Origin of the sequence: Bacteroides sp. AF39-11AC, assembly GCF_003474285.1 — a bacterium.
Classification (GTDB): domain Bacteria; phylum Bacteroidota; class Bacteroidia; order Bacteroidales; family Bacteroidaceae; genus Bacteroides.
Genome location: NZ_QROH01000001.1, coordinates 650868 through 672918 on the forward strand (window position 1 = coordinate 650868; position 22051 = coordinate 672918).

Here is a 22051-nt window from a genome sequence, read left to right on the forward strand (position 1 = left end):
ATGAAACGAATATTTCTCTATACCGCTATCTCTCTGTTGCCTGCCATCGCTTACGCACAGTATACCACCGGTAATAAACCGCAAGGTGCTGGCGATCGCATAGAGTCCACCTCTTTCAACGATCATAAACGTGGTGCCTCCCGTACCCTGCAATATCGTCCGGATGGAGAAGACTTTGTAAGCGTCAACGGTAAGAACCGTTATACCCGAGCTCTCTATGGCAGCCACACAGCTTTCCGTTTAGAGACGAGCGACCGTCCCGTTTTTGCTGTTTATGAGAAGCGTAATAGTAAGAATATCAGTTTCCGTCTTCTGCTGAGTGATGGCAGTTCTGTAGCTCTTGATTCTACTGCCTGGTGTGAATCACGCTACACTCCCGGTCGCCGTTCGTATCGCCTGACGCATCCTGCCTGGGGTGAGAATGCAGAACTGCAGATCTCCGCTCTCGCCTTGCCCGATGAAGATGCTGCTATCTGGAAGATAACTCCCATCAATATGCCTCAGGGGGCTACTTTACGCTCTTTGCTGAGCGAAATCCGCCTTGACAAACTGAGCCGTAACGGTGATATGGGGGCTGACCCTCCCGGTTGCTTCGATGCACCGGAGCATCCCGGACAATTGCAGATTACGGATATAGCTCTGGACACTGCTCCACAGAATATCTATATTCTTGTCCGCGATTATTCCCTGGTGATTCCTTCCTTTGAAGAAGGTGTTGCTCTCTATGATAAATCAGGGCGAGCCCGTGCCGAACTGGCTTCCCGCATTCGGATTACAACTCCCGATCCATTTTTCAATACCTTGGGTGGTGCCCTTGCCGTAGCTGCCGATGGTATTTGGGATGGCGAGGTCTGGTTGCATGGTGCTATTGGTTGGCGTATGCCCCTTAGCGGCTGGCGTGCAGCTTATACAGGTGATGCCCTGGGGTGGCACGATCGCGCCCGTACGCATTTCGATGCCTATGCTGCCAGCCAAGTGACTGAGGTACCCAATACGATACCACATTCTGCACAGGATTCTGCCCTTGCCCTGGCTCGTTCCGTAAAGCAATGGGGTACACCGCAGTACAGTAACGGATATATCTGTCGTAATCCGCGTCGTAACGATCAGATGCATCATTACGACATGAATCTTTGCTATATAGATGAACTCTTGTGGCATCTTAACTGGACCGGTGATTTGGAATATGCCCGTCGTATGTGGCCTGTACTTACTCGTCATCTTGCCTGGGAGAAGCTCAACTATGATCCTGATAATGACGGTCTTTACGATGCCTACGCCTGTATCTGGGCAAGCGATGCCCTCTACTACAACAGCGGTGCCGTAACTCACAGTACCGCTTATAACTATCGGGCCAACCGCCTTGCTGCTCTGATAGCCGAAAAAATAGGGGAAGATTCCACGCCTTACCGTGAGGAAGCTGATAAGATATTGAAAGCACTGAATGCCCGCCTTTGGATGCCCGAGCGTGGACATTGGGCTGAGTTCCAGGATTTCATGGGACATAAACGTCTGCATACCGCTCCCGGGGTGTGGACCATCTATCATGCACTCGATAGCGATATTGCCGATCCTTTCCAAGCATATCTTGCCACCAGTTATGTAGACCGTGAGATTCCTCATATTCCTGTTCGTGGCGAAGGCCTGAAAGATGAAGGGTATGCTACTATTTCCACTACCAACTGGCTGCCTTATTCCTGGAGTATCAATAATGTAGCTTTTGCCGAAGTGATGCATACCGCCCTTGCTTATTTCCAGGCAGGTCGTACCGATGCCGGTTTCAAATTGTTGAAAAGCTCTATTTTGGATGGTATGTATTTAGGTGAAAGTCCTGCCAACTTTGGGCAGATCAGCTTCTATGATGCCGCCCGTGGAGAGTGTTACCGCGATTTCGGCGATCCTATCGGTGTTGCTTCCCGCGTGTTGATACAAGGTCTTTATGGTATTCTGCCGGATGCAATGAACGAACGTTTGTTAGTGAAACCCGGTTTACCGTCCGCATGGCCGTCTGCCTCCCTGCATACACCGGATATTGATTTCGATTTTCAGCGGGGAGATAAGGAAGGAGTTACCTCTTATGTAGTAACTCATCGTTTGCCTGCTGTCCGTACTCTGGAACTTCAATTTCCGGCACAACGTTCTAAGGTGGCAAAACTTACAATCAATGGGAAACCTGCCACATGGACGTTGGTTGAGAAATCCATCACTCGTCCAATGTTGTCTGTTGTGGTGCCTGCCTCTTCCGGCGAAGAGACGGATGTACGTATTGAATGGGGTGGTGAAGAGCTTTCTTCTCCTGCATTAGTTCCTGCCAATGTTGCATATGCTGAGGCTCCTGTCTGCTTTGCTCCTATGCAACAGGATGAAATGAAATGGTGGTACCCTGTTGACAGACCTCAATCCGAAGCCAATCAAAGTTTGATAGAACCCAGTACTTTCACCCAAGTTCATTCTGCAAAATGTGAGCCGGTAGTGATGGATACCCGTTTCAATTCATCTGTGACGGATATTTTCCGTAACGAATATCTTTCTCCCCGTTCTCCTTATACTACTTTGCAAATACCCAAACAGGGTATCGGGGAGTGGTGTCATCCTTTGCATACAGTGGATATTAATGATGCCGGGCTTCGTTCTTCTGTTCAGAATGGTATATTGAATACCGAGTTGGGCATACCTTTCCGCACTCCTGCTGAAGGTTATAATGTGGCTTTTACTTCTCTTTGGGACAATTATCCGGATAGTCTGGAAATTCCTCTCAAAGGAAAAGCTTCCCGTGCTTATTTGCTTATGGCGGGCAGTACGAACCATATGCAGTGTCATATCGATAACGGAGTTATCCGTGTCTATTATAAAGACGGTAGCTGTGATGTAATGTCCTTGCGCAATCCGGATAACTGGCCTCCTATCGAGCACATCTTCTTTGAAGACGGTTTGGCGTTTAATCGCCATACCCCGGCGCTCTACCGCCTGCGACTTAAAACAGGCGAAATCAGTAATAATTTCGGTGAAGAGTTGGGATTCCCGGGTGCTTCCCGTGAATTGGATGGTGGAGCGGCTGTGTTGCTCGAAATGCCTTTGAACCCCGATAAGAAGCTTTCCCATCTTGTTCTCGAAACTCTTTCCAATGATGTGGTAATCGGGTTGATGAGTATTACGCTGCAACGGTAAGTAATCCCTTGGCAAAGCACCATACGAAATACCCGCATATCACGACTTTGAATACGGTTCCTACCAAGAAACCTATCAGTGCCCCGATGCCCGATTTGAAGGCGTCCCGGGCACTTCTTTCTCCTAAAAGTTCTCCGATGAAAGCTCCTCCGAAAGGTCCTAAAACAATTCCCCACGGGCTGAAAAACACGATTCCGACAATAGAACCTATCAGACATCCCCAACTTCCCCATTTGGTTCCACCGCTAAATTTACTTCCTATGGCAGGAGTAAAGTAATCCAGCACTTGTACCAACACAACCAGCAACAACCACACGAGTAACTGAGTGGTAGAAAATTGCGCTCTATCCGTAATGTGAAGTAATAATAAACCGATGTAAGATATAGGCGGCCCGGGAATGACAGGCAGGACACAGCCCAATAAGCCTACGATAAGGCATATTCCGCCTAATGTGATGAGTAAAATGTCAACCATGTTGATATAGATTTAGGAAAATGTTGTCTTTTGTGAACCGATATATAACAAAAAAGGTCTAACTCTTATTGAGAATCAGACCTTCTTTGTGTCGGAATGAGGCGACTCGAACGCCCGACCCCTACGTCCCGAACGTAGTGCGCTACCAACTGCGCTACATTCCGATACTTGCTTTCGAAAAGTGGTGCCACCAGGAATCGAACCGGGGACACAAGGATTTTCAGTCCTTTGCTCTACCAACTGAGCTATGGCACCTTCTTCGTTTGCGGGTGCAAAGATAAATAGTTTTTTTAATACAGCCAAAGGATTTCTGAAAAAATAAAAGAAAAATCCCCCTTACATTTTATAAGTCATGTAAGGGGGAATGTCTTCTTATAATTAGTCTATATTCGGGTTGATGCTTTTCCAATCCTTTATTTCAGGAAGTACACCCATTCCGATTACCTCGTCGCGTAGCTTGCAAAGGTGTGCATAGCTTTCTTTCAGTTTGGCTTCTTCTTCCGGAGTACCTTTCAGTTCTTTGTAATGTACGCCGTCTTTGGTGATTTCTGTTTCCATAGCCATCATGATGTGGTCGAAGCCGTGGCTGTGTACATAGGTACCTGCAGGCCAGCGGAACGGTTTTCCACCCATAGCAGCGGCAATCATCTCTATGGATACGTATGCAGGGCTTTGGAAAGAAGAGCGTCCGCGGAGATTGATAATATTGGCACCGCCCTTGGTTACCTTGCTTTGGATTTCAGCCCATTGCTCGGCAGTAAGAGCAGGAGTACCGATGATTTCCAACAAAGGCTTGCCGTCTACTTTAGCAGTGGAAGCATAAACAGCCATTTGTTCTCCGTGCCCACCATAGGTACGGCAGTTTTCCACCTTGTCGGGAGAAATATGGAAATGCTTGGCAAGTTCGCTGCGTAAGCGAGTGCTATCGAGAGCGGCAAGGGTAGTTACCTGTGAAGGTTTCAGGCCGGAGTACAACAGGGTAATCAATCCGGTGATGTCAGCTGGATTGAAAATTACCACTACATGTTTCACATCCGGACAGTAAGCCTTTACATTCTTACCGAATTCCTCGGCGATGGCGGCGTTGCCTTTCAATAAGTCTTCACGTGTCATGCCGGCTTTGCGGGCAGCACCACCCGAAGATACGATGTATTTGGCACCTGTCAGTGCTTCTTTGATATCAGAAGTGTAAGTGAGGTTCAGTCCTTCGAAACCGCAGTGGAACATTTCTTCTGCTACACCTTCCAAGCCCGGGCCGTAAGGATCATACAGACAAATGTTTGGTGTCAAATGCATCATAATGGCAGTCTGTGCCATGTTAGAACCGATCATACCGGCTGCTCCTACAATCGTAAGCTTTTCGTTTGTTAGAAATTCCATAACTTTTATGTATTTAGAGGTGAATATTATTTTTTTATTTCTGATTTCACGCTACAAAAATAACTGTTTTCCAAGAGATTTGTTCATAGAAAAAAGTTATGGTTTAGATTGAAAAGTTATTCCTTATACTTATCTTTGCTCAAAAGCGAAGATAAGCAGCCTCCTGGCATTAAAAATAAGCGGCCTTATTTTGTACTGCCTTCGGTTTGCATTACCTTTGTCCCCAAAGGAAAAGAAATTATGAGCATCGAATTAGGAAAATACAATGTCTTAGAGGTAGTCAAAGAAGTAGAGTTTGGCATGTATCTGGATGGTGGTGAAGACGGAGAAATCCTGCTTCCCTTGCGCTATGTGCCCGAAGGTTGTCAGCCGGGGGACTTACTGAATGTATTTATATATTTGGATAATGAGGAACGCCTTGTTGCCACCACGCTGACCCCGCTGGTGCAGGTGGGCGAATTTGCCTGTCTGGAAGTGGCATGGGTAAACGAGTATGGGGCATTCCTGAACTGGGGATTGATGAAAGACCTCTTCGTTCCTTTCCGTGAACAAAAGATGAAGATGCAGGTTGGGAAGAAGTATGTCGTTCATGCCCATCTGGATGATGAAAGCTACCGCATCGTAGCTTCTGCCAAAGTAGACCGTTATCTTTCCAAAGAGCCCGCCCCTTACGAGGCGGGAGATGAAGTAGATATACTGATCTGGCAAAAGACGGATTTAGGTTTCAAGGCCATCATTGAAAATAAGTACAGCGGTTTGCTCTATGATAGTGAAATATTCCAGTCCCTGCACACGGGCGACCGGGTGAAAGCTTTCATCAAACAGGTGCGCGAAGATGGTAAGATAGACCTGATACTCCAAAAACCCGGTTTCGAAAAGGTAGACGATTTTTCGAAAACCCTGTTGCAATACATCAAGGATAATGGCGGTCGGATTGCATTGAATGATAAAAGTCCGGCAGATGAAATCTACTCTACCTTTGGGGTGAGTAAGAAGACCTTTAAGAAAGGAGTGGGCGATCTTTATAAAAAGCACCTCATCCTCTTGCAGGGAGATGGTATCGTGTTGGCAACTTCCCCGAAGTCCTAAACTGATTAGGGAAATCCCTATATAAGAATAGAGAGAAACAAATGAATAGGGGATAATCTTCCCCTATTTTTGTTTTCAACAAAGAATAGATATTCATGAACTAAGTAAAAAAACGCTACCATGAAACGAATATTATTTATCCTGCTTGCCACTTTGAGTACTGCTGTTTGCAGCGCAGGCACGGACGCTATGAGTAATAGCAAAGTACGTAAGGAAACTCGTTTCCTCACCGATAAAATGGCTTATGAGCTGAATCTGAACACCGAGCAATACAATGATGTGTATGAAATCAATTATGATTTCATTTCCGGCATACGTTATCTGATGGATGATGTGTTGTATGGCAATGAGTGGGCCCTCAATCGTTATTATGATTGCCTGGATGTACGCAATGACGATCTTCGTTGGGTATTGAGCAGTGGCCAGTATGCCCGCTTTATACAGGCAGAGTATTTCTATCGTCCCATCTACACCAGTGGAAACCGTTGGTACTTCCGTGTTTATGTCACGTATACCAATCACAATCATTTCTACTTCCCCCGTCCATATCACTACCGCACATACGCAGGCGGGCACTATCGTACACATCATAATAATACAAGCTATTATCGTGGACGTTACAAGCATCCGTTCTATAACGGTTCGTACCGTATCCGTGATACTAAAACCTATACTACGCACCGCCGTTCGGATTTCGGTTCTGTAACTGTACGTCCGGGTTCCAATCGTGCACCGGCAAGAGACGATGTATACACTACCCGTCGTAGCAGTTCCAATAATAACCGCTCTACCACTACCGGTACTACCCGTCGTGAAAGTACGAACAGCAATGCTACTACCAATACTAATAATAGCTCACGCAGCAATAGTAGCACCACGCGCAGAACAGATAACAGTACGCGCAATAATAGCGATTCCCGCAGCAACAGTAATAGCTCTCGTAGCAATAGCAGCAGCGAAACGAAAAGCAATACGAATACCACTCGCCGTAGCACCACTACCAAGCCGAGTACGGAACGTAAAGAGAGCAGTTCTTCCAGTGTGCGGAAATCTACAGAAAACAGCAGCCGTAGCAGCGGTTCTTCTTCTACAAGAAGCAGTAGCTCCGGTACTTCCCGTCGTTCTTCGGGCGATCGCCGCTAAGTAAAAAATGAGCGAATTATTTGTGTATCTGCCGAATAATTCGTTCCTTTGCACCGCTTTCGCGCAATCGCTGTCAGGACCCAGAGAGAAGCCTGGTATGTTGCGTTGTAACGATCAAACAATTTAAGAACAATAACAATGGATTTAATTAAAATTGCAGAAGAAGCATTTGCTACCGGTAAACAACACCCGAGCTTCAAAGCAGGTGACACTGTTACAGTAGCATATCGTATTGTCGAAGGTAACAAAGAACGTGTACAGTTGTATCGTGGTGTTGTTATCAAGATTGCCGGTCACGGAGACAAGAAGCGTTTCACTGTACGCAAGATGTCTGGTACCGTAGGTGTAGAACGTATTTTCCCAATCGAATCACCGGCTATCGATAGCATCGAGGTGAACAAGGTAGGTAAAGTTCGTCGCGCTAAATTGTACTATCTGCGTGCTCTTACCGGTAAGAAAGCAAGAATTAAAGAAAAAAGAGTTAATAGCTAATCAGTTATACTCTAATTTCGAGATAAAAAGAGGAGACTTCGCAAGAGTTTCCTCTTTTTGTTTAATGTAGGTAAGCTGTTTGATCCATGCGAAGGATCGGGTGCAGGTACATGGTATCTGAATTTGCAGAAGTATTTTTTCTTTGTTATACGAAACTACTGTATATCATATATTAAGAAATGAAAAGGATTATCTTGTCAATGCTGTGCTTGGCTGCGTACATTAGCCTTGTGGCACAAAATATTAGTGGAAAACTGGTGGATGAAGCGCAGCAACCGCTTCCTTATGCTAACGTAGTGTTGCAAACTATAGATTCTGTCTTTGTAACCGGAACTACTACTGGTGAGAAAGGTGAATTCAAACTCCAGAAAATCGCTGCCGGAGACTATCGGCTTGTGATTTCCAGTATCGGTTATCAGCCGTTATATCTTTCTCTCCAAGGTTTTGAACGTACTGCCGATGTAGGTACGCTAACTCTGGCAGACGCTTCGCAAGAGTTGGGTGAAGTAATTGTCACCGCTTCCAGCAGGGTGAGCCGGGCAGACCAAAAATTGATATTTCCCAGTAAAAAACAAATCAGTGCATCCAATAATGGGGTAGATATGTTGCGTCATTTGATGTTGCCTCGGCTTCGTGTCAATAGCATAGATGGTAGTGTAGGCATGACCGACGGTAGCAGTGTGCAACTCTGTATCAATGGGCGAAAAGCTACAAAGGAGGAAGTCACCGCCCTGTTGCCTGAAGAGGTTATACGTGTTGAATTCCAGGAAGACCCGGGCTTGCGTTATGGCGATGCAGGTGCGGTGATAAACTACATTGTCCGCCGTTATGAGGTGGGAGGTTCCTTTGGCTACAATGGCATGCAAAGCCTGAAGAGTGGCTTTGGCAATCATAACCTGACGGGAAAAGTGAATTTCAAGCAATCGGAAATCAGCTTTTACTACGGTAACCGCTTGCAATATTTCAACGAGATATGGTTCGATAAGAATGAAACGTTCACTTTTGAAGATGGCAGTCAGTACCATCGCAGCCAGTATGCTGAGGCAAACAAGAAAAAGAACTTGCAGCAATGGGGTGCTGTAACTTATAATTTGCAAGAGGCCGATAAGTATATGCTGAACGCTACTGTAGGCTTTTCTCACTATAATGATCCTGACTTGCGAATGAAAGGGAAACTGTATACCGAAGAATTTCCCAATTCCGTAACCGACCGTGAAGAGTGGAACCATGACCGCAACCTCAGTCCTTATCTGGATATTTATTTTCAGAAAAACCTGAAACATAAGCAATTCCTGGCCCTCAATGTGGTGGGTACATATATTAATACCAAGAATCGTAGCAGTTATACCGAATTGCTGTCTGGAGAACCGGTGGTAGATTACTACTCGGGGATACGCGGTAAAAAATATTCGTTGATCGGTGAAGGTATTTATGAGAAAACTTTTAAAGATGGAGGAAAATTGAGTGCAGGCGTACGTCATACTCAGGGATATACGGATAATGATTATAATGGTACGCTGCAGTACAGTTCACAGATGAAGCAGGCCGATACTTATGCTTATGCACAGTATAATGGTAAATGGGGTAAATTGGGCTATCGCCTCGGAATGGGTGTCACCCGCTCATGGTTTCAGCAAATAGGGCAGGAAGATTATGAAACTTATTCTTTGAATCCGCGCCTGAACCTGACTTATGCTTTCAACGATCAATGGAGCATCTCACTGAACGGAAATGTCAACACAATGAATCCTTCACTTTCGCAGTTAAGTGCTGTAGAGCAATTTACTGATTCCCTGCAGTCGGAACGTGGTAACCCGAACCTGAAGCCTTATTCTTATTATCGTTCCACTTTCCGTCTGAATTACAACAAGGGCAAATGGGATGTCGGATTGCGTAACCAGTATAACTACCGTGACAAGGCCATCATGCCTCACATTTATCGTGAGGATGATAGATTTATCCATAGTTACGCTAATCATTCCAATTTCCAGGATTGGACTGTCGGTTTGGATGCACGTGTAGGCATGCTTTGGGATGTGCTACAACTGAGTGGTAGCATCGAAAGTCGTAAATATTGGAGTAATGGTATTGATTTTCGCCATACACAGCATAGCATCGGTTGGGACGTAGCTGCTACCTTTATGTATAAAAACTTCACCGCTTCTGTGGAATTCCAGCATAATAGTGATTATTTCTTTGGCGAAGTTCTGGCTACTGGTGAAGAAGCGCATGCAATTGATCTTCAATATCGTTGGAAACGGTTGAATGTCGGCCTGCGTATGTTCAATCCTTTCCAGAAGGATTACAAACGCAATGAGGCGGACTGGAACAAATATGCAGGATACAGTTATCAGTATCATATCGATGATATTGCCCGCATGATTTGCGTTACATTGTCATGGAACATCAACTTCGGTCGCGACTATAAGAGTAATAATAAGAAAATGCAGAATAGCGATACTGACGCGGGAGTCTTGTAAACTGTAAAAGCTATCAAGAAGAAAGGTGCTTAGTTGGTGTCGGCAAGTTATGCAAATTCTGAAAGGTCTGCTGATAATGGAGTTGATGATCGGCGATCTTTCTGTTTTTTTCGATAGGGATAAAATTTTCTGTTGGGTTGATAAGATCTGGCATTACTGCGAAGAATTCAGTGGATGGTGGATTATTATCCGAGATATGTAACGTATTGCTATTCACAGATATGGGCAGGCGGATACTATTGGATACACAGCTTCCGTCTGCACTACAAAAGCTGAGATAGGCTACCAGTTCATCCCCTTCCCAATCATTCGGAAGTGATAGCTCGGTATGCCTGTCAGAGCGCAAGGCAGCCTCTGTATCGTAAACTGCTGTCTCTTTATCTTTATTGTAGACCAATAGCATGGCTATGTCTGCACTTTCTGCATTTCCCATGCCGCTATTATCTTGCCAGTTGAAGTACATTTTATCTCTGTCCTGTGTGGCTGTACCTTCAAATACCGGCATCAGGCTTCCGGCGGATACCAGTACCCGGTCAAAGTCAATCTTGACATCTTTTCCATCACCTGTCACTGCTCTTTTCAGCATGTAGGACATTGCTGAATTGAATGCTGATCTCTCTCTTGTGAATTCTTTGTAGCCGATGCGTATAAAGGGTTTGATATTCTTCAGGAAATTGAAAGCTGTGGCAAATTTGCCTCTCTGTTCCTGTTGCTTAGGTGTGCGCGGATTGCTGACCTTGGCCGCCCGTGCCCGTATATAGTATTTTGATTTCCAGCGAAAACCGACTATCGGTCCCACTTTTCCGGAGAACCCTCCGAGTATGCCTTGATTGATTGTTCCCATAATGTCGCGTTTTTAAGTTAGTTCTTTTGTTTCTGACGTAAAGGTATGTATTAATATTTTCTTCTGCCAAATGAATTTGGCGGTTTGTCTTCATGAATGTGATTTTTGCGTCCGTTTGCAGTGATTTGCGTAGTTGGGGGATTTTGACTTTGGCTGGCTGCTTAAAATATCAGCTTCTTACCCGGAATATACTTGCTCCGTACCAACTCCATACTTTCTCCACTTAGAGGTACCAGGGAGTGGAGAAGGTACGGAGCAAGTATGTTTCGGATAAGGTTCGGTCATAAGTTTGTTCTATATGCATTAGCTTATTCTATGTTTTGTTATCTTAGGAAAGCAAACGTACCAATTACTATTGGGAAACGAAGGGAAAACGTCTGATTTCAGAAATAGATAGATTTGAATTTTATAAGGATAAGCTCTGTAAACCCCTCCTTGCATAGGCTGATATAACTACAATTTTTCGATTGTAACCGAAAAATTACAATGAATTTTTCGGTTACAATCGAAAAATTATATCTTTGTAGAAAAATATAGTTATGATTAAACGAGAAATCCAGAATTCAATTCTTGCTGATTTTAAACGCAAGAAAGTAATTGTATTGTTGGGAGCGAGACAGGTAGGTAAAACAACCCTTTTGTTGTCACTGCAATCTGATAAAGAAAGGGTGCTGTCACTGAATTGTGATAATATTGACGATAGACTATTGCTTGAAGCGCGTACGTCAACAGAACTGAAATATTTATTATCGTCCTATGATATGGCTTTTATTGATGAAGCACAACGGGTAAAAAATATCGGATTGACTTTGAAAATGATAGGTGATCTAAAGTTAGATACACAAATTGTTGTCACTGGTTCTTCTTCGTTTGACATGGCAAATGAAATCAATGAACCAGCCACCGGGCGTTTGATAGAATATAACCTTTATCCTTTCTCCTTGGCCGAGTTGGCTGCTGATACTTCAGAGCGAGAGGAAAAACGATTGTTAGAGAATAGATTGATTTATGGCTTATACCCCGAAGTGGTAACGGAGCCGGCGGATGCCAAAAGAACATTGATGTCTCTTACTAACAATTATCTGTATAAAGATTTGTTTTCTTATAAGGGCTTGAAAAAGCCGGATGTTATTCAAAAACTTGTTAGAGCTTTGGCTTTACAGTTAGGAAGCGAAGTCTCTTATAATGAACTAAGTAATCTGTTGGGAATAGATAAAGAAACCGTTGAAAACTATATATGTCTTCTGGAAAAATGTTTTGTTGTATTCAGGCTGGACTCTTTCAGTCGAAATCTGAGGAATGAAATAAAAAAAGGAAAGAAAATATATTTTTATGATAATGGAATCAGAAATGCTGTGATTTCTAATTTTGCTCCTTTGGAACTGAGAACGGATGTCGGTGCATTATGGGAAAATTTGATGGTTAGCGAGCGAGTGAAACATAATGCCTATTCAGGAAGTTTTGCACAACTTTATTTTTGGCGTACGCACGACCAGAAAGAAATAGACCTTATTGAAGAGCAGGATGGAATATTAAAAACATTCGAGTTTAAGTGGAATACTAAGGCTAAAAGTAAACAACCTAAAGTATTTACGGAAAGCTACCCAAACTCAGTTTATGAAATAATTACACCTGAAAGCTTTTGGCGTTTTGTGAAATAAAAAATCCTCCTTTCCCGTTTTACCGGCAAAAGGAGGATTCTACTTAAAATTATGATGGACTATTTTTACTTCAAGTCTCTTAGTTCCCAGCCCAACGCACTGGCACCTAATACAGCAGCATCAGAATCTTTCAATTCAGACATCAACAGCTTGGCTTTACCTTTATAGATATTCAGCACATTGTCATCGATAGCTTTCTGGATAGGTTTGAAGATATAATCTCCGGATTTAGCCAATCCACCAAACAGGATGATAGCTTCGGGGCTGGAGAATGCGATAGCATCTGCTATAGCTTCACCCAGAATATTACCTGTAAAGTTAAAGATATCTTGTGCAAGTTTGTCACCTTGAACGGCTGCATCGTATACATCCTTAGACGTGATACTTTCAGCAGGAATAGAACGAAGCAAACTTGGCTCAGTACGTGCAGTCAGGAATTCACGGGCTGTACGAGCTACGCCGGTAGCCGAACAGTAAGTTTCCAGACAGCCGTGACGTCCGCATCCGCAGAGACGACCGTTCTCGCGACGTATGATGACATGCCCTAATTCTCCGGCAAAACCATCGTGACCATAAACCATCTGGCCGTTGATAACGATACCGCTACCTACACCTGTACCCAGAGTGATCATGATGAAATCTTTCATACCACGTGCAGCACCGTAAGTCATTTCACCGATAGCTGCGGCGTTAGCGTCGTTGGTTAATGCAGTCGGGATACCCAGACGTTCCTCAAACATGGCTGCCAAAGGAATTACACCTTTCCAGGGCAAGTTGGGGGCAAATTCAATAGTACCGCTGTAGTAGTTACCGTTGGGAGCACCAATACCGATACCTTTAATTTTGTCTACGCCACCGTTGGCAATAATCAAAGGCAACAGATTTTTGCAGACTTCGTCTACATAATTATCTACCTGTTCGTGAGCGCCGGTTTTAATGGAACCGCTTGCAATAATAGTTCCGCGTGCATCTACAATACCAAAGACGGTGTTTGTTCCGCCTATGTCAATACCTACTACGTAGGGTTTTTCCATGCTTGAATTCATGATATTAATGTTTTGTTTAAAGGGTTAGTTAATTAGTTTTATGGTTACAAATTACACAAAGAAAAATGATACTTCAAAATCTTTTTGAAAAAAAGTTCACCCCTTTTGCAACTTTTCGTAACATAGCTGCGTCTAATAGTGAAAATTAATAAGAAACAGACTTAAACAGAGAGATCCGTGATACAGCTGAAAGACATTAACAAGACCTACAACAACGGGGCACCCCTACATGTGCTCAAAGGCATCAACCTCGAAATTAAGCGAGGGGAGTTCGTTTCCATTATGGGAGCTTCGGGTTCCGGTAAATCCACTTTACTGAATATCTTAGGTATTCTGGATAATTATGATACCGGTGAGTATTATCTGAATGGTACGCTGATCAAAAATCTCAGTGAGACCAAGGCGGCTGAATACCGGAATCGTATGATTGGGTTCATCTTCCAGTCTTTTAACTTGATTTCCTTTAAAAATGCAGTGGAGAATGTGGCGCTACCCCTTTTCTATCAGGGAGTGAGCCGCCGTAAGCGCAATGCCCTGGCACTGGAATATCTGGATCGCCTGGGATTGAAAGATTGGGCGCATCACATGCCTAACGAAATGTCCGGTGGACAGAAACAGCGTGTTGCCATTGCCCGTGCTCTTATCACTCAGCCGCAGATTATCCTGGCTGACGAACCTACCGGTGCCCTTGATAGTAAGACTTCCGTGGAAGTTATGCAGATTCTTAAAGATTTGCACAAGACGGGTATGACTATTGTGGTGGTTACTCATGAAAGCGGTGTGGCTAATCAGACGGATAAGATTATTCATATTAAGGATGGTATTATCGGCAGTATTGAAGAAAATCATAATCATGATGCTTCTCCATTCGGAAAAGATGGATTCATGAAATAAAAGAATGTACAATGTACAATTTACAACGTACAATTGAGGCCTCGCCAACATTCCGGAAGGCAAATTGTAAATTGTAAATTGTCAAATAGTAAATGAATATATGTTTGATATTTGGCAAGAAATATACGGAACCATCAAGCGGAACAAATTGCGTACGTTCCTCACAGGGTTTGCCGTAGCATGGGGCATATTTATGCTTATCGTGTTGCTGGGTGCCGGAAACGGTATCATCCATGCTTTCGACCAATCTTCCTCGGAACGTGCATTGAACTCTATCCGCATTTTTCCGGGATGGACTTCCAAGCCTTATGCGGGATTGAAGGAGGGACGTCGTGTTCGTTTGGAGAATAATGATCTGGAAGCTACCGAAAAGTATTTTCCGGATTATGTAATCAGTGCCGGTGCTACCGTACGGCAGAGTAATGTAAATGTCAGCTTTGGGCAGGAGTATGTCAATATCTCCCTTTTAGGAGTGCATCCTAACTATACGGAGGTAGAGACAGTGAAGACTGCCGACGGACGTTTTATCAACCAGAATGACTTGAAGGAGCGCCGGAAAGTTATGGTTATACATAAGAAAACTGCTGAGATTTTATTTGGCAAGACTCATACTGAGCCTATCGGGCAGTTTGTGAATGCAAGTGGAGTTGCTTATCAGATCGTTGGTATCTATAATGACCAGGGAGACCGTGAAGCCAGCGAGGCTTATATCCCTTTCTCTACTTTGCAGACCATCTATAATAAAGGCGAACAGCTGAATAATATCATCTTTACGACTAAGAATCTGGAAACGATAGAGAGCAATGAAATTTTTGAGGCGAACTATCGTAGGGTAATTGGTGCCAGTCGTCGTTTTGACCCTCAGGACAACAGTGCTATCTGGATATGGAACCGCTTCACGGATTATATGCGTACACAGAATGCAATGGGAATGCTGCGTACGGCTATCTGGGTAATTGGTATCTTTACTTTGCTGAGCGGTATTGTAGGCGTTTCGAACATCATGTTGATTACAGTGAAGGAACGTACTCGTGAATTCGGTATTCGTAAGGCTCTTGGAGCGAAGCCGTTTTCTATTCTTTGGCTGATTATTGTGGAGAGTGTTACTATTACTACTTTGTTTGGATATATAGGTATGGTGGCCGGCATTGCCGTCACGGAATGGATGAATTCGGCCTTTGGTAACCAGACTATGGATGCGGGAATGTTCCAGCAAACTATGTTCTCGAATCCGACTGTAGACTTAAGTGTTGCCATTCAGGCTACGCTTACCTTGATTATTGCAGGTACGCTGGCAGGATTCTTCCCTGCAAGGAAGGCGGTAAGCATCAGCCCGATAGAAGCATTGAGAGCGGATTAGTGGCTAACGATGAATATAAAGTATGAATCACTTATCACTAATCACTAAACATTAATCACTATTAACATGAGAATAGATATAGACTCTTGTGAGGAAATCCTCATCACGATTACAAGAAACAAGACGCGAAGCTTGCTGACGGCATTCGGTGTATTCTGGGGCATCTTTATGCTGGTGGCACTCATTGGTGGTGGCCAGGGGATGCAACAGGCTATGAGTTCCCAATTCGAAGGCTTTGCCACGAACTCGGCTTTTCTGGTTTCGCAGAAGACGGGGGAAGCGTATAAAGGTTTCCGTAAAGGACGTTGGTGGGATCTGGAACTCTCTGACATTGAACGCTTGCGCGTTGGGGTGAATGAAATAGAGGTTATTACTCCTTCTATCGCCTACTGGGGAAGAACTGCTATCCATGGAGATAAGAAATATGAATGTAGTATAAAGGGATTATATCCCGAATATGAGCATATAGAACATCAGGAAATAACATACGGCCGCTTCATCAATGATGTGGACATTAAGGAGGCACGCAAGGTTTGTGTAATCGGTAAACGTGTGTATGAAAGTTTGTTCCGTCCGGGAGAAGACCCTTGTGGGAAATATATCCGGGTAGATGGTATTTACTATCAGGTGGTTGGTATGTGCTCGTCCGAGGGTAACGTGAATATTCAGGGACAGGCGTCGGAGGCTGTGACTTTACCTTATACTACCATGAAGCAGGCATACAATCTGGGAAATCGGATACATGTGGTTTGTTTTACCGTGAAACCGGGCATCAAGGTAACGGATATTCAGGATAAGGTGGAGCGCATTGTGAAAGCTGCTCATTACATATCTCCGGATGATAAGCAGGCAGTGATGATGCTGAATGCGGAGGCTATGTTCTCTATGGTGGATAATTTGATGACCGGTGTCCGGATATTAATCTGGATGGTAGGTTTGGGTACTTTGTTTGCCGGAGCAATTGGTGTATCGAACATTATGATGGTGACGGTGCGTGAACGTACTACGGAAATCGGTATTCGACGCGCTATTGGAGCACGTCCACGGGATATTCTGCAACAAATTCTTTCGGAGAGTATGGTACTGACCACGATTGCAGGTATGGCGGGTATCTCTTTTGCCGTATTGGTGCTGCAAGTATTGGAGGCTGCTACCAATGATCCGGGGCATATAACTACGCATTATCAGGTTTCATTCGGATTGGCTATCGGTACATGTGCGTTGCTGATAGGTCTGGGGGTACTTGCAGGGCTGGCTCCTGCTTATCGTGCCATGGCGATCAAGCCTATCGAGGCTATCAGGGATGAATAATAATTATAAATTAAAAATTAATAATTAAAAATGAAAGGGCCTGCGGGTGTGTGGGCGGGATGTAAAAATAGAAATAAAGAAACAATAATATAATAATAGTATGAAAAAGTATCTGAAAATCGCATTGTTGGTAGTTGTAGCTGCCATTTTCATCTTCACGTTTGTGTTCCTTTACCAGAAGTCGAAACCGAAGATTACGGTTTATGAGACAATCACTCCGGCGGTAGCTGACTTGGAGAAAACAACGGTGGCAACCGGAAAGGTGGAACCGAGAGACGAGATCCTTATCAAGCCTCAGATATCGGGTATCATTGACGAACTGTATAAAGAAGCAGGACAAACTATACGTAAGGGTGAAGTGATTGCTAAAGTGAAAGTAATTCCCGAACTGGGTACGCTGAACTCTGCCGAGAGCCGTGTGCGTCTGGCTGAACTCAATGCGAAACAGGGTGAAATTGACTTCTCCCGTGTAGAGAAGCTGTTTGAAGACAAGCTGGTTAGCCGTGAGGACTATGAAAAAGCTGAGGTTAGTGTGAAACAGGCACGTGAGGAGTTGCAAACAGCTAAGGATAATCTGGAAATTGTGAAGGAGGGTATTACGAAGAACAGTGCTTCTTTTTCAAGTACGCTGATCCGCTCTACAATCGACGGCTTGATTCTGGATGTACCTGTAAAGGCCGGTAACTCGGTGATTATGAGTAATACATTCAATGATGGTACTACAATCGCTACGGTTGCTAACATGAACGACCTCATCTTTAGAGGTAAGATTGACGAAACGGAAGTAGGACGTGTGCATGAAGGAATGCCGGTGAAGCTGACAATCGGTGCTTTGCAGAATCTTTCATTTGATGCTATATTGGAATATATTTCTCCGAAGGGGGTAGAGGAGAATGGTGCTAATCAGTTTGAAATAAAAGCGGCTATTCAGGTACCGGATACGGTGATGATCCGTTCGGGATATTCTGCTAATGCAGAAATCGTTCTGGAACGTGCGCAAAAGGCACTTACTTTGCCTGAGAGTACAATCGAATTCAGTGGAGACAGCACATTCGTATATGTAATGACGGATAGCGTGCCCGCCCAGAAGTTTGAACGTAAAGAAGTGAAAGTTGGCATGAGCGATGGTATCAAGATTGTTATCAAAGACGGTGTAGACGGTAAGTCTAAAGTACGTGGTGCAGAAAAGAAGGATAAATAAAAACCGTTGGAGTAACCTTGTATAATTCAATAATAACAGATTATGAAGAAGAACTTAATAATGGGATGTATGGCTATTTTGGCTGTTTCAGTACAGGCCCAGGAGGGCTGGACGTTGCGCCAATGCATCGACTACGCTATAGAACATAATATTAGCATCCGCCGGACTGCTAATTCTGCGGAACAGAGTGCCGTGAGTGTGAACACGGCTAAATGGGCACGCTTGCCGAATCTGAATGGTAGTGCCGGGCAAAGCTGGAACTGGGGACGTACGCAGACGGCTATAAAGAATGAAGCCACTGGTGATTATTCTACGGTTTATGTCAATACAAGCAGTAACAGTACCAGTATGTCTGTGTCTACCAGCGTTCCTTTATTTTCCGGTCTGGAAATTCCCAATCAGTATGCTTTGTCTAAATTGAATCTGAAAGCGGCTATTGCGGATTTGGAAAAGGCTAAGGAGGATATTTCCATTAATATAGCTTCTGCATATTTGCAGGTGCTGTTCAATCAGGAGTTATATCAGGTAGCCATCAGTCAGGTGGAATTGAGTAAAGAACAGTTGGCACGCATTGCACGTCTTGCCGAACTGGGTAAAGCATCTCCTGCCGAGGTTGCTGAGGCTAAGGCCCGCGTGGCGCAAGATGAGATGAAAGCCGTGCAGGCAGATAACAATTACCAGCTTGCTCTGCTTGATCTTAGCCAGCTTATAGAGTTGGAAACTCCGGAAGGTTTTTCTTTGTCGGCTCCTGCGGTAACTCTGGATTTGCTCCCTCTTACTCCACCGGATGAAGTTTATCAGACGGCATTGACAAGTAAGGCTGCTGTTCAGGCTGCAAAATATCGTTTGGAAGGTAGTGAACACAGTATTCGTATTGCTCAGAGTGCTTTTTATCCTAAATTGAATCTGAATGGTAGTCTTGGTACGAATTATTATTCTACTCTTGATCGTAATTTTAGCCAGCAGATGCAGGACAACTTTAGTAAGTACATAGGGCTCAGCCTTAGTGTGCCTATTTTTAATCGTTTTGCCACTCGCAATCGTGTACGTACAGCCCGCTTGCAGCAGGAAAATTATTCTTTGCAGTTGGACGATGTAAAGAAGACGCTCTATAAAGAAATACAGCAGGCATGGTACAATGCATTGGCTTCCGAAAGTAAGTATACCAGTAGTAGTACAGCTACCAATGCCAGTGCAGAGTCTTTCAAACTGATGAGTGAAAAGTACGACAATGGTAAAGCAACCGCTGTAGAGTATAACGAAGCGAAACAGAATCTGATGAAAGCCCAATCTGATGAATTGCAGGCTAAATATGAATATCTGTTCCGTACAAAGATATTGGACTTCTATAAAGGAATACCGATTGAATAACTTTTTTAGTGTCTTTCTCGTGAAAATCCTTCTTCGGCTACGAGGCTGGGGGAGGATTTTCTGTATATTTGCTGCATGAGTCCTTTTATCAGCATAATCATTCCTTTTTATGGTACGGCAGACCCGGTATTGCTGCAACGTTGTATTACTTCTATCCGTGAACAGGGGATGGAAGAGGGAAGTTATGAAATCATTGTGGTGGACGACGAGAGTCAGACTACGGGTGGAGCGCGTAATAGTGGAATACAACAATCACATGGTGAATATCTTCTTTTTGTAGATGCGGATGATGTTTTATTACCGGATACAATTTTTTTCTGCTTATCTTTGTTGAAACGATACTCGCCTGATATTCTTAGATTTGGTTTTGTGGAATTTGCCTGTGACTCTTTGTTGGAGAAACAGAATCAGACAAATCAATTGCCGCCTTATGTTGAATATTCATCCGGTGCCGCTTTCATGGCATTAAATAACTTCACCGGAGTGGTTTGGGCACATTTCTTCCGTCGAAGTTTATTGGAGACGTCTTCCCTTTATTTCAGCAAGACGAGTCTTTTTGAAGATGAAGAATTTGTAGTCAAAGCCTACTTCTTCGCCCGAAAAATGCTGGTGACTTCTTATAAAGTATATGGTTATTGCCATTCATCCTCTTCCTTAACGAGAATGGTTGCTGACGAAGAGTGCCGGAAGAGAGTTTCTGCTTTCAGGGAAATGCTTTTTCGGTTGAAAGCGTTTAGTCAGCTCTGTCAGTCTGACGCTTCTGCTGAACGTTTGGAGGCATTGAATAGACGAATTCATTTTCTTGTTATTGATTATATTCGTCAGATGTGGAGAAATAAATGTAGTATGAAAGAGATAAACCAACGATTGGCTATCCTGAAACAAGAGGGATTAGTTCCTTTGCCCTATAAAAAGTATTCCTGGAAGTATTGTTTGGTTTGTCCTGTCATTAATGTTTATATTCGTTTTGTTATATGAAGATATTGTTACTTGGAGAGTTTAGCGGGCTGCATTGGAATCTTGCGGAAGGGCTTCGGGCATTGGGGCACGATGTCTGTGTTGCTTCCGATGGTTGTGGTTGGAGGAACTATCCGCGTGATATAGCTCTTGACCGGCCGACGGATAGTTTGCGTGATGGTATCTGTTGTCTTCTCCGTATATTGCGTCATTTGCCGGATTTTCGGGGGTATGATGTAGTTCAGATTATCAGTCCTTATTTCTTGCGCTTGCGCAGTGAACGTACTTTGCCTGTTTACCGTTATTTGCAGCGGCACAATGGCAAGGTCTTTTTGGGAGCTTTCGGGACCGACTATTATTATATTCGTGCTTGTATGGAAACAAGCATTTTCCACTATTCGGATTTTAAAATCGGAGACCGGTATCGTGATACGGCTTTTAATCAGATCACTCTTCAGGATTGGTATTATGGTGGGGCAGCTCGTGCCACTCGGGCTATAGCTGAAACTTGTAATGGCATTATCGCTTGCTTATGGGAGTATTACGTTTCTTATCAACCTAACTTTCCTGAGAAAACGGTCTTTATTCCTTTGCCTATTGATTTGCGGAAGATAACATCCCGCGTTCGCGGTGTGCCGGAGAAGCTGAATTTCTTTATTGGTATTCAATCTGCCCGTAATAATTTAAAAGGGACTGATGTTATGCTGCCTGTGTTGCAAGAAGTACAACATAAATATCCCGACCTTTGCCGCATTACCGAAGTGCATGATGTGCCTTATGCCCGTTATCAGCAATTGATGGATGATGCGGATGTGCAGTTAGACCAGTTGTATTCATATACTCCCTCCATGAATTCACTGCTTGCCATGGCAAAAGGAGTAACTGTTGTGGGAGGTGGTGAACCGGAAAACTATGAAATTTTAAATGAAACGGAGCTTCGCCCTATTATCAATGTCTTGCCTGATGAACAGGACATTTACAGGAAACTGGAAGAGATTGTTCTTCATAAAGAACGTATTCCGGAATTATCGGCGCAAAGTGTAGAATACGTAGCCAAACATCACGATCATATCAAAGTAGCCCGGCAATACCTCGATTTCTGGGAGCGGCATTAGTGCCCTTTATAACTCATCATTTGTTTCACGGCATGAAACTGTTTGTTTCAAGCAATGAAACAAC

The 22051-nt window shown here is 43.9% G+C and carries 17 protein-coding genes and 2 tRNA genes; 13 read left to right on the forward strand and 6 right to left on the reverse strand.

The features are described from left to right. Entirely contained in the window at nt 1-3168 is a 3168-nt protein-coding gene (locus DW036_RS02145) for a DUF4450 domain-containing protein (protein WP_118460929.1), read from the forward strand. On the opposite strand, the gene DW036_RS02150 is transcribed toward DW036_RS02145, so the two are convergent. The 4 genes from DW036_RS02150 to DW036_RS02165 all read right to left on the reverse strand — a co-directional run bounded on the left by DW036_RS02150 (nt 3152) and on the right by DW036_RS02165 (nt 5023). Further along, on the reverse strand, nt 3152-3643 hold the full coding sequence (locus DW036_RS02150; protein WP_118460931.1) for a DUF456 domain-containing protein: 492 nt from the start codon (nt 3641-3643) through the stop codon (nt 3152-3154). The genes DW036_RS02145 and DW036_RS02150 overlap by 17 nt on opposite strands. 91 nt (nt 3644-3734) lie before the next feature. Then, nucleotides 3735-3807 (reverse strand) — tRNA-Pro (locus tag DW036_RS02155). An 18-nt stretch (nt 3808-3825) separates the two neighbouring features. After that, nucleotides 3826-3898, reverse strand: a tRNA-Phe gene (locus DW036_RS02160). A 123-nt stretch (nt 3899-4021) separates the two neighbouring features. Next, entirely contained in the window at nt 4022-5023 is a 1002-nt protein-coding gene (locus DW036_RS02165; protein ID WP_118460933.1) for a malate dehydrogenase, read from the reverse strand. 240 nt (nt 5024-5263) lie between these two features. Here DW036_RS02165 and DW036_RS02170 point away from each other — a divergent pair, with 240 nt between their 5' ends. From DW036_RS02170 to DW036_RS02185, 4 genes are all read left to right on the forward strand, one after another. Then, a complete protein-coding gene (locus tag DW036_RS02170; protein WP_118461179.1) occupies nt 5264-6112 on the forward strand; it encodes a S1 RNA-binding domain-containing protein in 849 nt (282 codons plus the stop codon). A gap of 120 nt (nt 6113-6232) precedes the next feature. After that, a complete protein-coding gene (locus DW036_RS02175; protein ID WP_118460943.1) occupies nt 6233-7255 on the forward strand; it encodes a hypothetical protein in 1023 nt (340 codons plus the stop codon). A 138-nt stretch (nt 7256-7393) separates the two neighbouring features. Continuing rightward, complete coding sequence (rplS, locus tag DW036_RS02180; protein WP_022394030.1) at nt 7394-7747, forward strand: 50S ribosomal protein L19; 354 nt, start codon at nt 7394-7396, stop codon at nt 7745-7747. A 179-nt stretch (nt 7748-7926) separates the two neighbouring features. Continuing rightward, nucleotides 7927-10227 (forward strand): TonB-dependent receptor, encoded by a 2301-nt coding sequence (locus DW036_RS02185; protein WP_233560219.1) that lies wholly within the window; start codon nt 7927-7929, stop codon nt 10225-10227. Between the two features lie 13 nt (nt 10228-10240). Here the strand turns inward: DW036_RS02185 and DW036_RS02190 are convergent, their stop codons facing one another. Then, a complete protein-coding gene (locus DW036_RS02190; protein ID WP_233560221.1) occupies nt 10241-11071 on the reverse strand; it encodes a DUF6266 family protein in 831 nt (276 codons plus the stop codon). A gap of 539 nt (nt 11072-11610) precedes the next feature. Between DW036_RS02190 and DW036_RS02200 the strand changes: the two genes are divergently transcribed. Beyond that, the gene (locus DW036_RS02200; RefSeq protein ID WP_118460947.1) at nt 11611-12732 is read left to right on the forward strand and encodes an ATP-binding protein; all 1122 of its coding nucleotides are present in this window, start codon (nt 11611-11613) and stop codon (nt 12730-12732) included. Between the two features lie 65 nt (nt 12733-12797). Here DW036_RS02200 and DW036_RS02205 read toward each other — a convergent pair whose 3' ends face one another. Further along, nucleotides 12798-13778 (reverse strand): ROK family protein, encoded by a 981-nt coding sequence (locus DW036_RS02205; protein WP_022393936.1) that lies wholly within the window; start codon nt 13776-13778, stop codon nt 12798-12800. Nucleotides 13779-13955: 177 nt separating this feature from the next. Between DW036_RS02205 and DW036_RS02210 the strand changes: the two genes are divergently transcribed. The 7 genes from DW036_RS02210 (at nt 13956) to DW036_RS02240 (ending at nt 21987) form a co-directional block, all read left to right on the forward strand. Further along, complete coding sequence (locus DW036_RS02210; protein ID WP_118221901.1) at nt 13956-14672, forward strand: ABC transporter ATP-binding protein; 717 nt, start codon at nt 13956-13958, stop codon at nt 14670-14672. Nucleotides 14673-14772: 100 nt separating this feature from the next. Further along, nucleotides 14773-16032, forward strand: coding sequence for an ABC transporter permease (locus DW036_RS02215; protein ID WP_118460949.1), 1260 nt, complete (start codon nt 14773-14775; stop codon nt 16030-16032). Nucleotides 16033-16098: 66 nt separating this feature from the next. Continuing rightward, on the forward strand, nt 16099-17343 hold the full coding sequence (locus DW036_RS02220) for an ABC transporter permease (RefSeq protein WP_118460951.1): 1245 nt from the start codon (nt 16099-16101) through the stop codon (nt 17341-17343). A 100-nt stretch (nt 17344-17443) separates the two neighbouring features. Then, entirely contained in the window at nt 17444-18544 is a 1101-nt protein-coding gene (locus DW036_RS02225; protein ID WP_118460953.1) for an efflux RND transporter periplasmic adaptor subunit, read from the forward strand. A gap of 42 nt (nt 18545-18586) precedes the next feature. Then, the gene (locus DW036_RS02230; protein ID WP_118460955.1) at nt 18587-19915 is read left to right on the forward strand and encodes a TolC family protein; all 1329 of its coding nucleotides are present in this window, start codon (nt 18587-18589) and stop codon (nt 19913-19915) included. Between the two features lie 75 nt (nt 19916-19990). Next, on the forward strand, nt 19991-20893 hold the full coding sequence (locus DW036_RS02235) for a glycosyltransferase family A protein (RefSeq protein WP_118460957.1): 903 nt from the start codon (nt 19991-19993) through the stop codon (nt 20891-20893). Then, nucleotides 20890-21987 (forward strand): glycosyltransferase, encoded by a 1098-nt coding sequence (locus DW036_RS02240; RefSeq protein WP_118460959.1) that lies wholly within the window; start codon nt 20890-20892, stop codon nt 21985-21987. Before DW036_RS02235 ends, DW036_RS02240 begins: the two co-directional genes overlap by 4 nt. The last annotated feature ends 64 nt before the right edge of the window (nt 21988-22051 follow it).

Excerpts from the sequence above, each read along its gene's own strand:
- DW036_RS02145 (WP_118460929.1), top strand. The coding sequence starts at position 1 with ATGAAACGAATATTTCTCTATACCGCTATCTCTCTGTTGCCTGCCATC.
- DW036_RS02150 (WP_118460931.1), bottom strand. The coding sequence starts at position 3,643 with ATGGTTGACATTTTACTCATCACATTAGGCGGAATATGCCTTATCGTA.
- DW036_RS02165 (WP_118460933.1), bottom strand. The coding sequence starts at position 5,023 with ATGGAATTTCTAACAAACGAAAAGCTTACGATTGTAGGAGCAGCCGGT.
- DW036_RS02170 (WP_118461179.1), top strand. The coding sequence starts at position 5,264 with ATGAGCATCGAATTAGGAAAATACAATGTCTTAGAGGTAGTCAAAGAA.
- DW036_RS02175 (WP_118460943.1), top strand. The coding sequence starts at position 6,233 with ATGAAACGAATATTATTTATCCTGCTTGCCACTTTGAGTACTGCTGTT.
- rplS (WP_022394030.1), top strand. The coding sequence starts at position 7,394 with ATGGATTTAATTAAAATTGCAGAAGAAGCATTTGCTACCGGTAAACAA.
- DW036_RS02185 (WP_233560219.1), top strand. The coding sequence starts at position 7,927 with ATGAAAAGGATTATCTTGTCAATGCTGTGCTTGGCTGCGTACATTAGC.
- DW036_RS02190 (WP_233560221.1), bottom strand. The coding sequence starts at position 11,071 with ATGGGAACAATCAATCAAGGCATACTCGGAGGGTTCTCCGGAAAAGTG.
- DW036_RS02200 (WP_118460947.1), top strand. The coding sequence starts at position 11,611 with ATGATTAAACGAGAAATCCAGAATTCAATTCTTGCTGATTTTAAACGC.
- DW036_RS02205 (WP_022393936.1), bottom strand. The coding sequence starts at position 13,778 with ATGAATTCAAGCATGGAAAAACCCTACGTAGTAGGTATTGACATAGGC.
- DW036_RS02215 (WP_118460949.1), top strand. The coding sequence starts at position 14,773 with ATGTTTGATATTTGGCAAGAAATATACGGAACCATCAAGCGGAACAAA.
- DW036_RS02220 (WP_118460951.1), top strand. The coding sequence starts at position 16,099 with ATGAGAATAGATATAGACTCTTGTGAGGAAATCCTCATCACGATTACA.
- DW036_RS02225 (WP_118460953.1), top strand. The coding sequence starts at position 17,444 with ATGAAAAAGTATCTGAAAATCGCATTGTTGGTAGTTGTAGCTGCCATT.
- DW036_RS02230 (WP_118460955.1), top strand. The coding sequence starts at position 18,587 with ATGAAGAAGAACTTAATAATGGGATGTATGGCTATTTTGGCTGTTTCA.
- DW036_RS02235 (WP_118460957.1), top strand. The coding sequence starts at position 19,991 with ATGAGTCCTTTTATCAGCATAATCATTCCTTTTTATGGTACGGCAGAC.
- DW036_RS02240 (WP_118460959.1), top strand. The coding sequence starts at position 20,890 with ATGAAGATATTGTTACTTGGAGAGTTTAGCGGGCTGCATTGGAATCTT.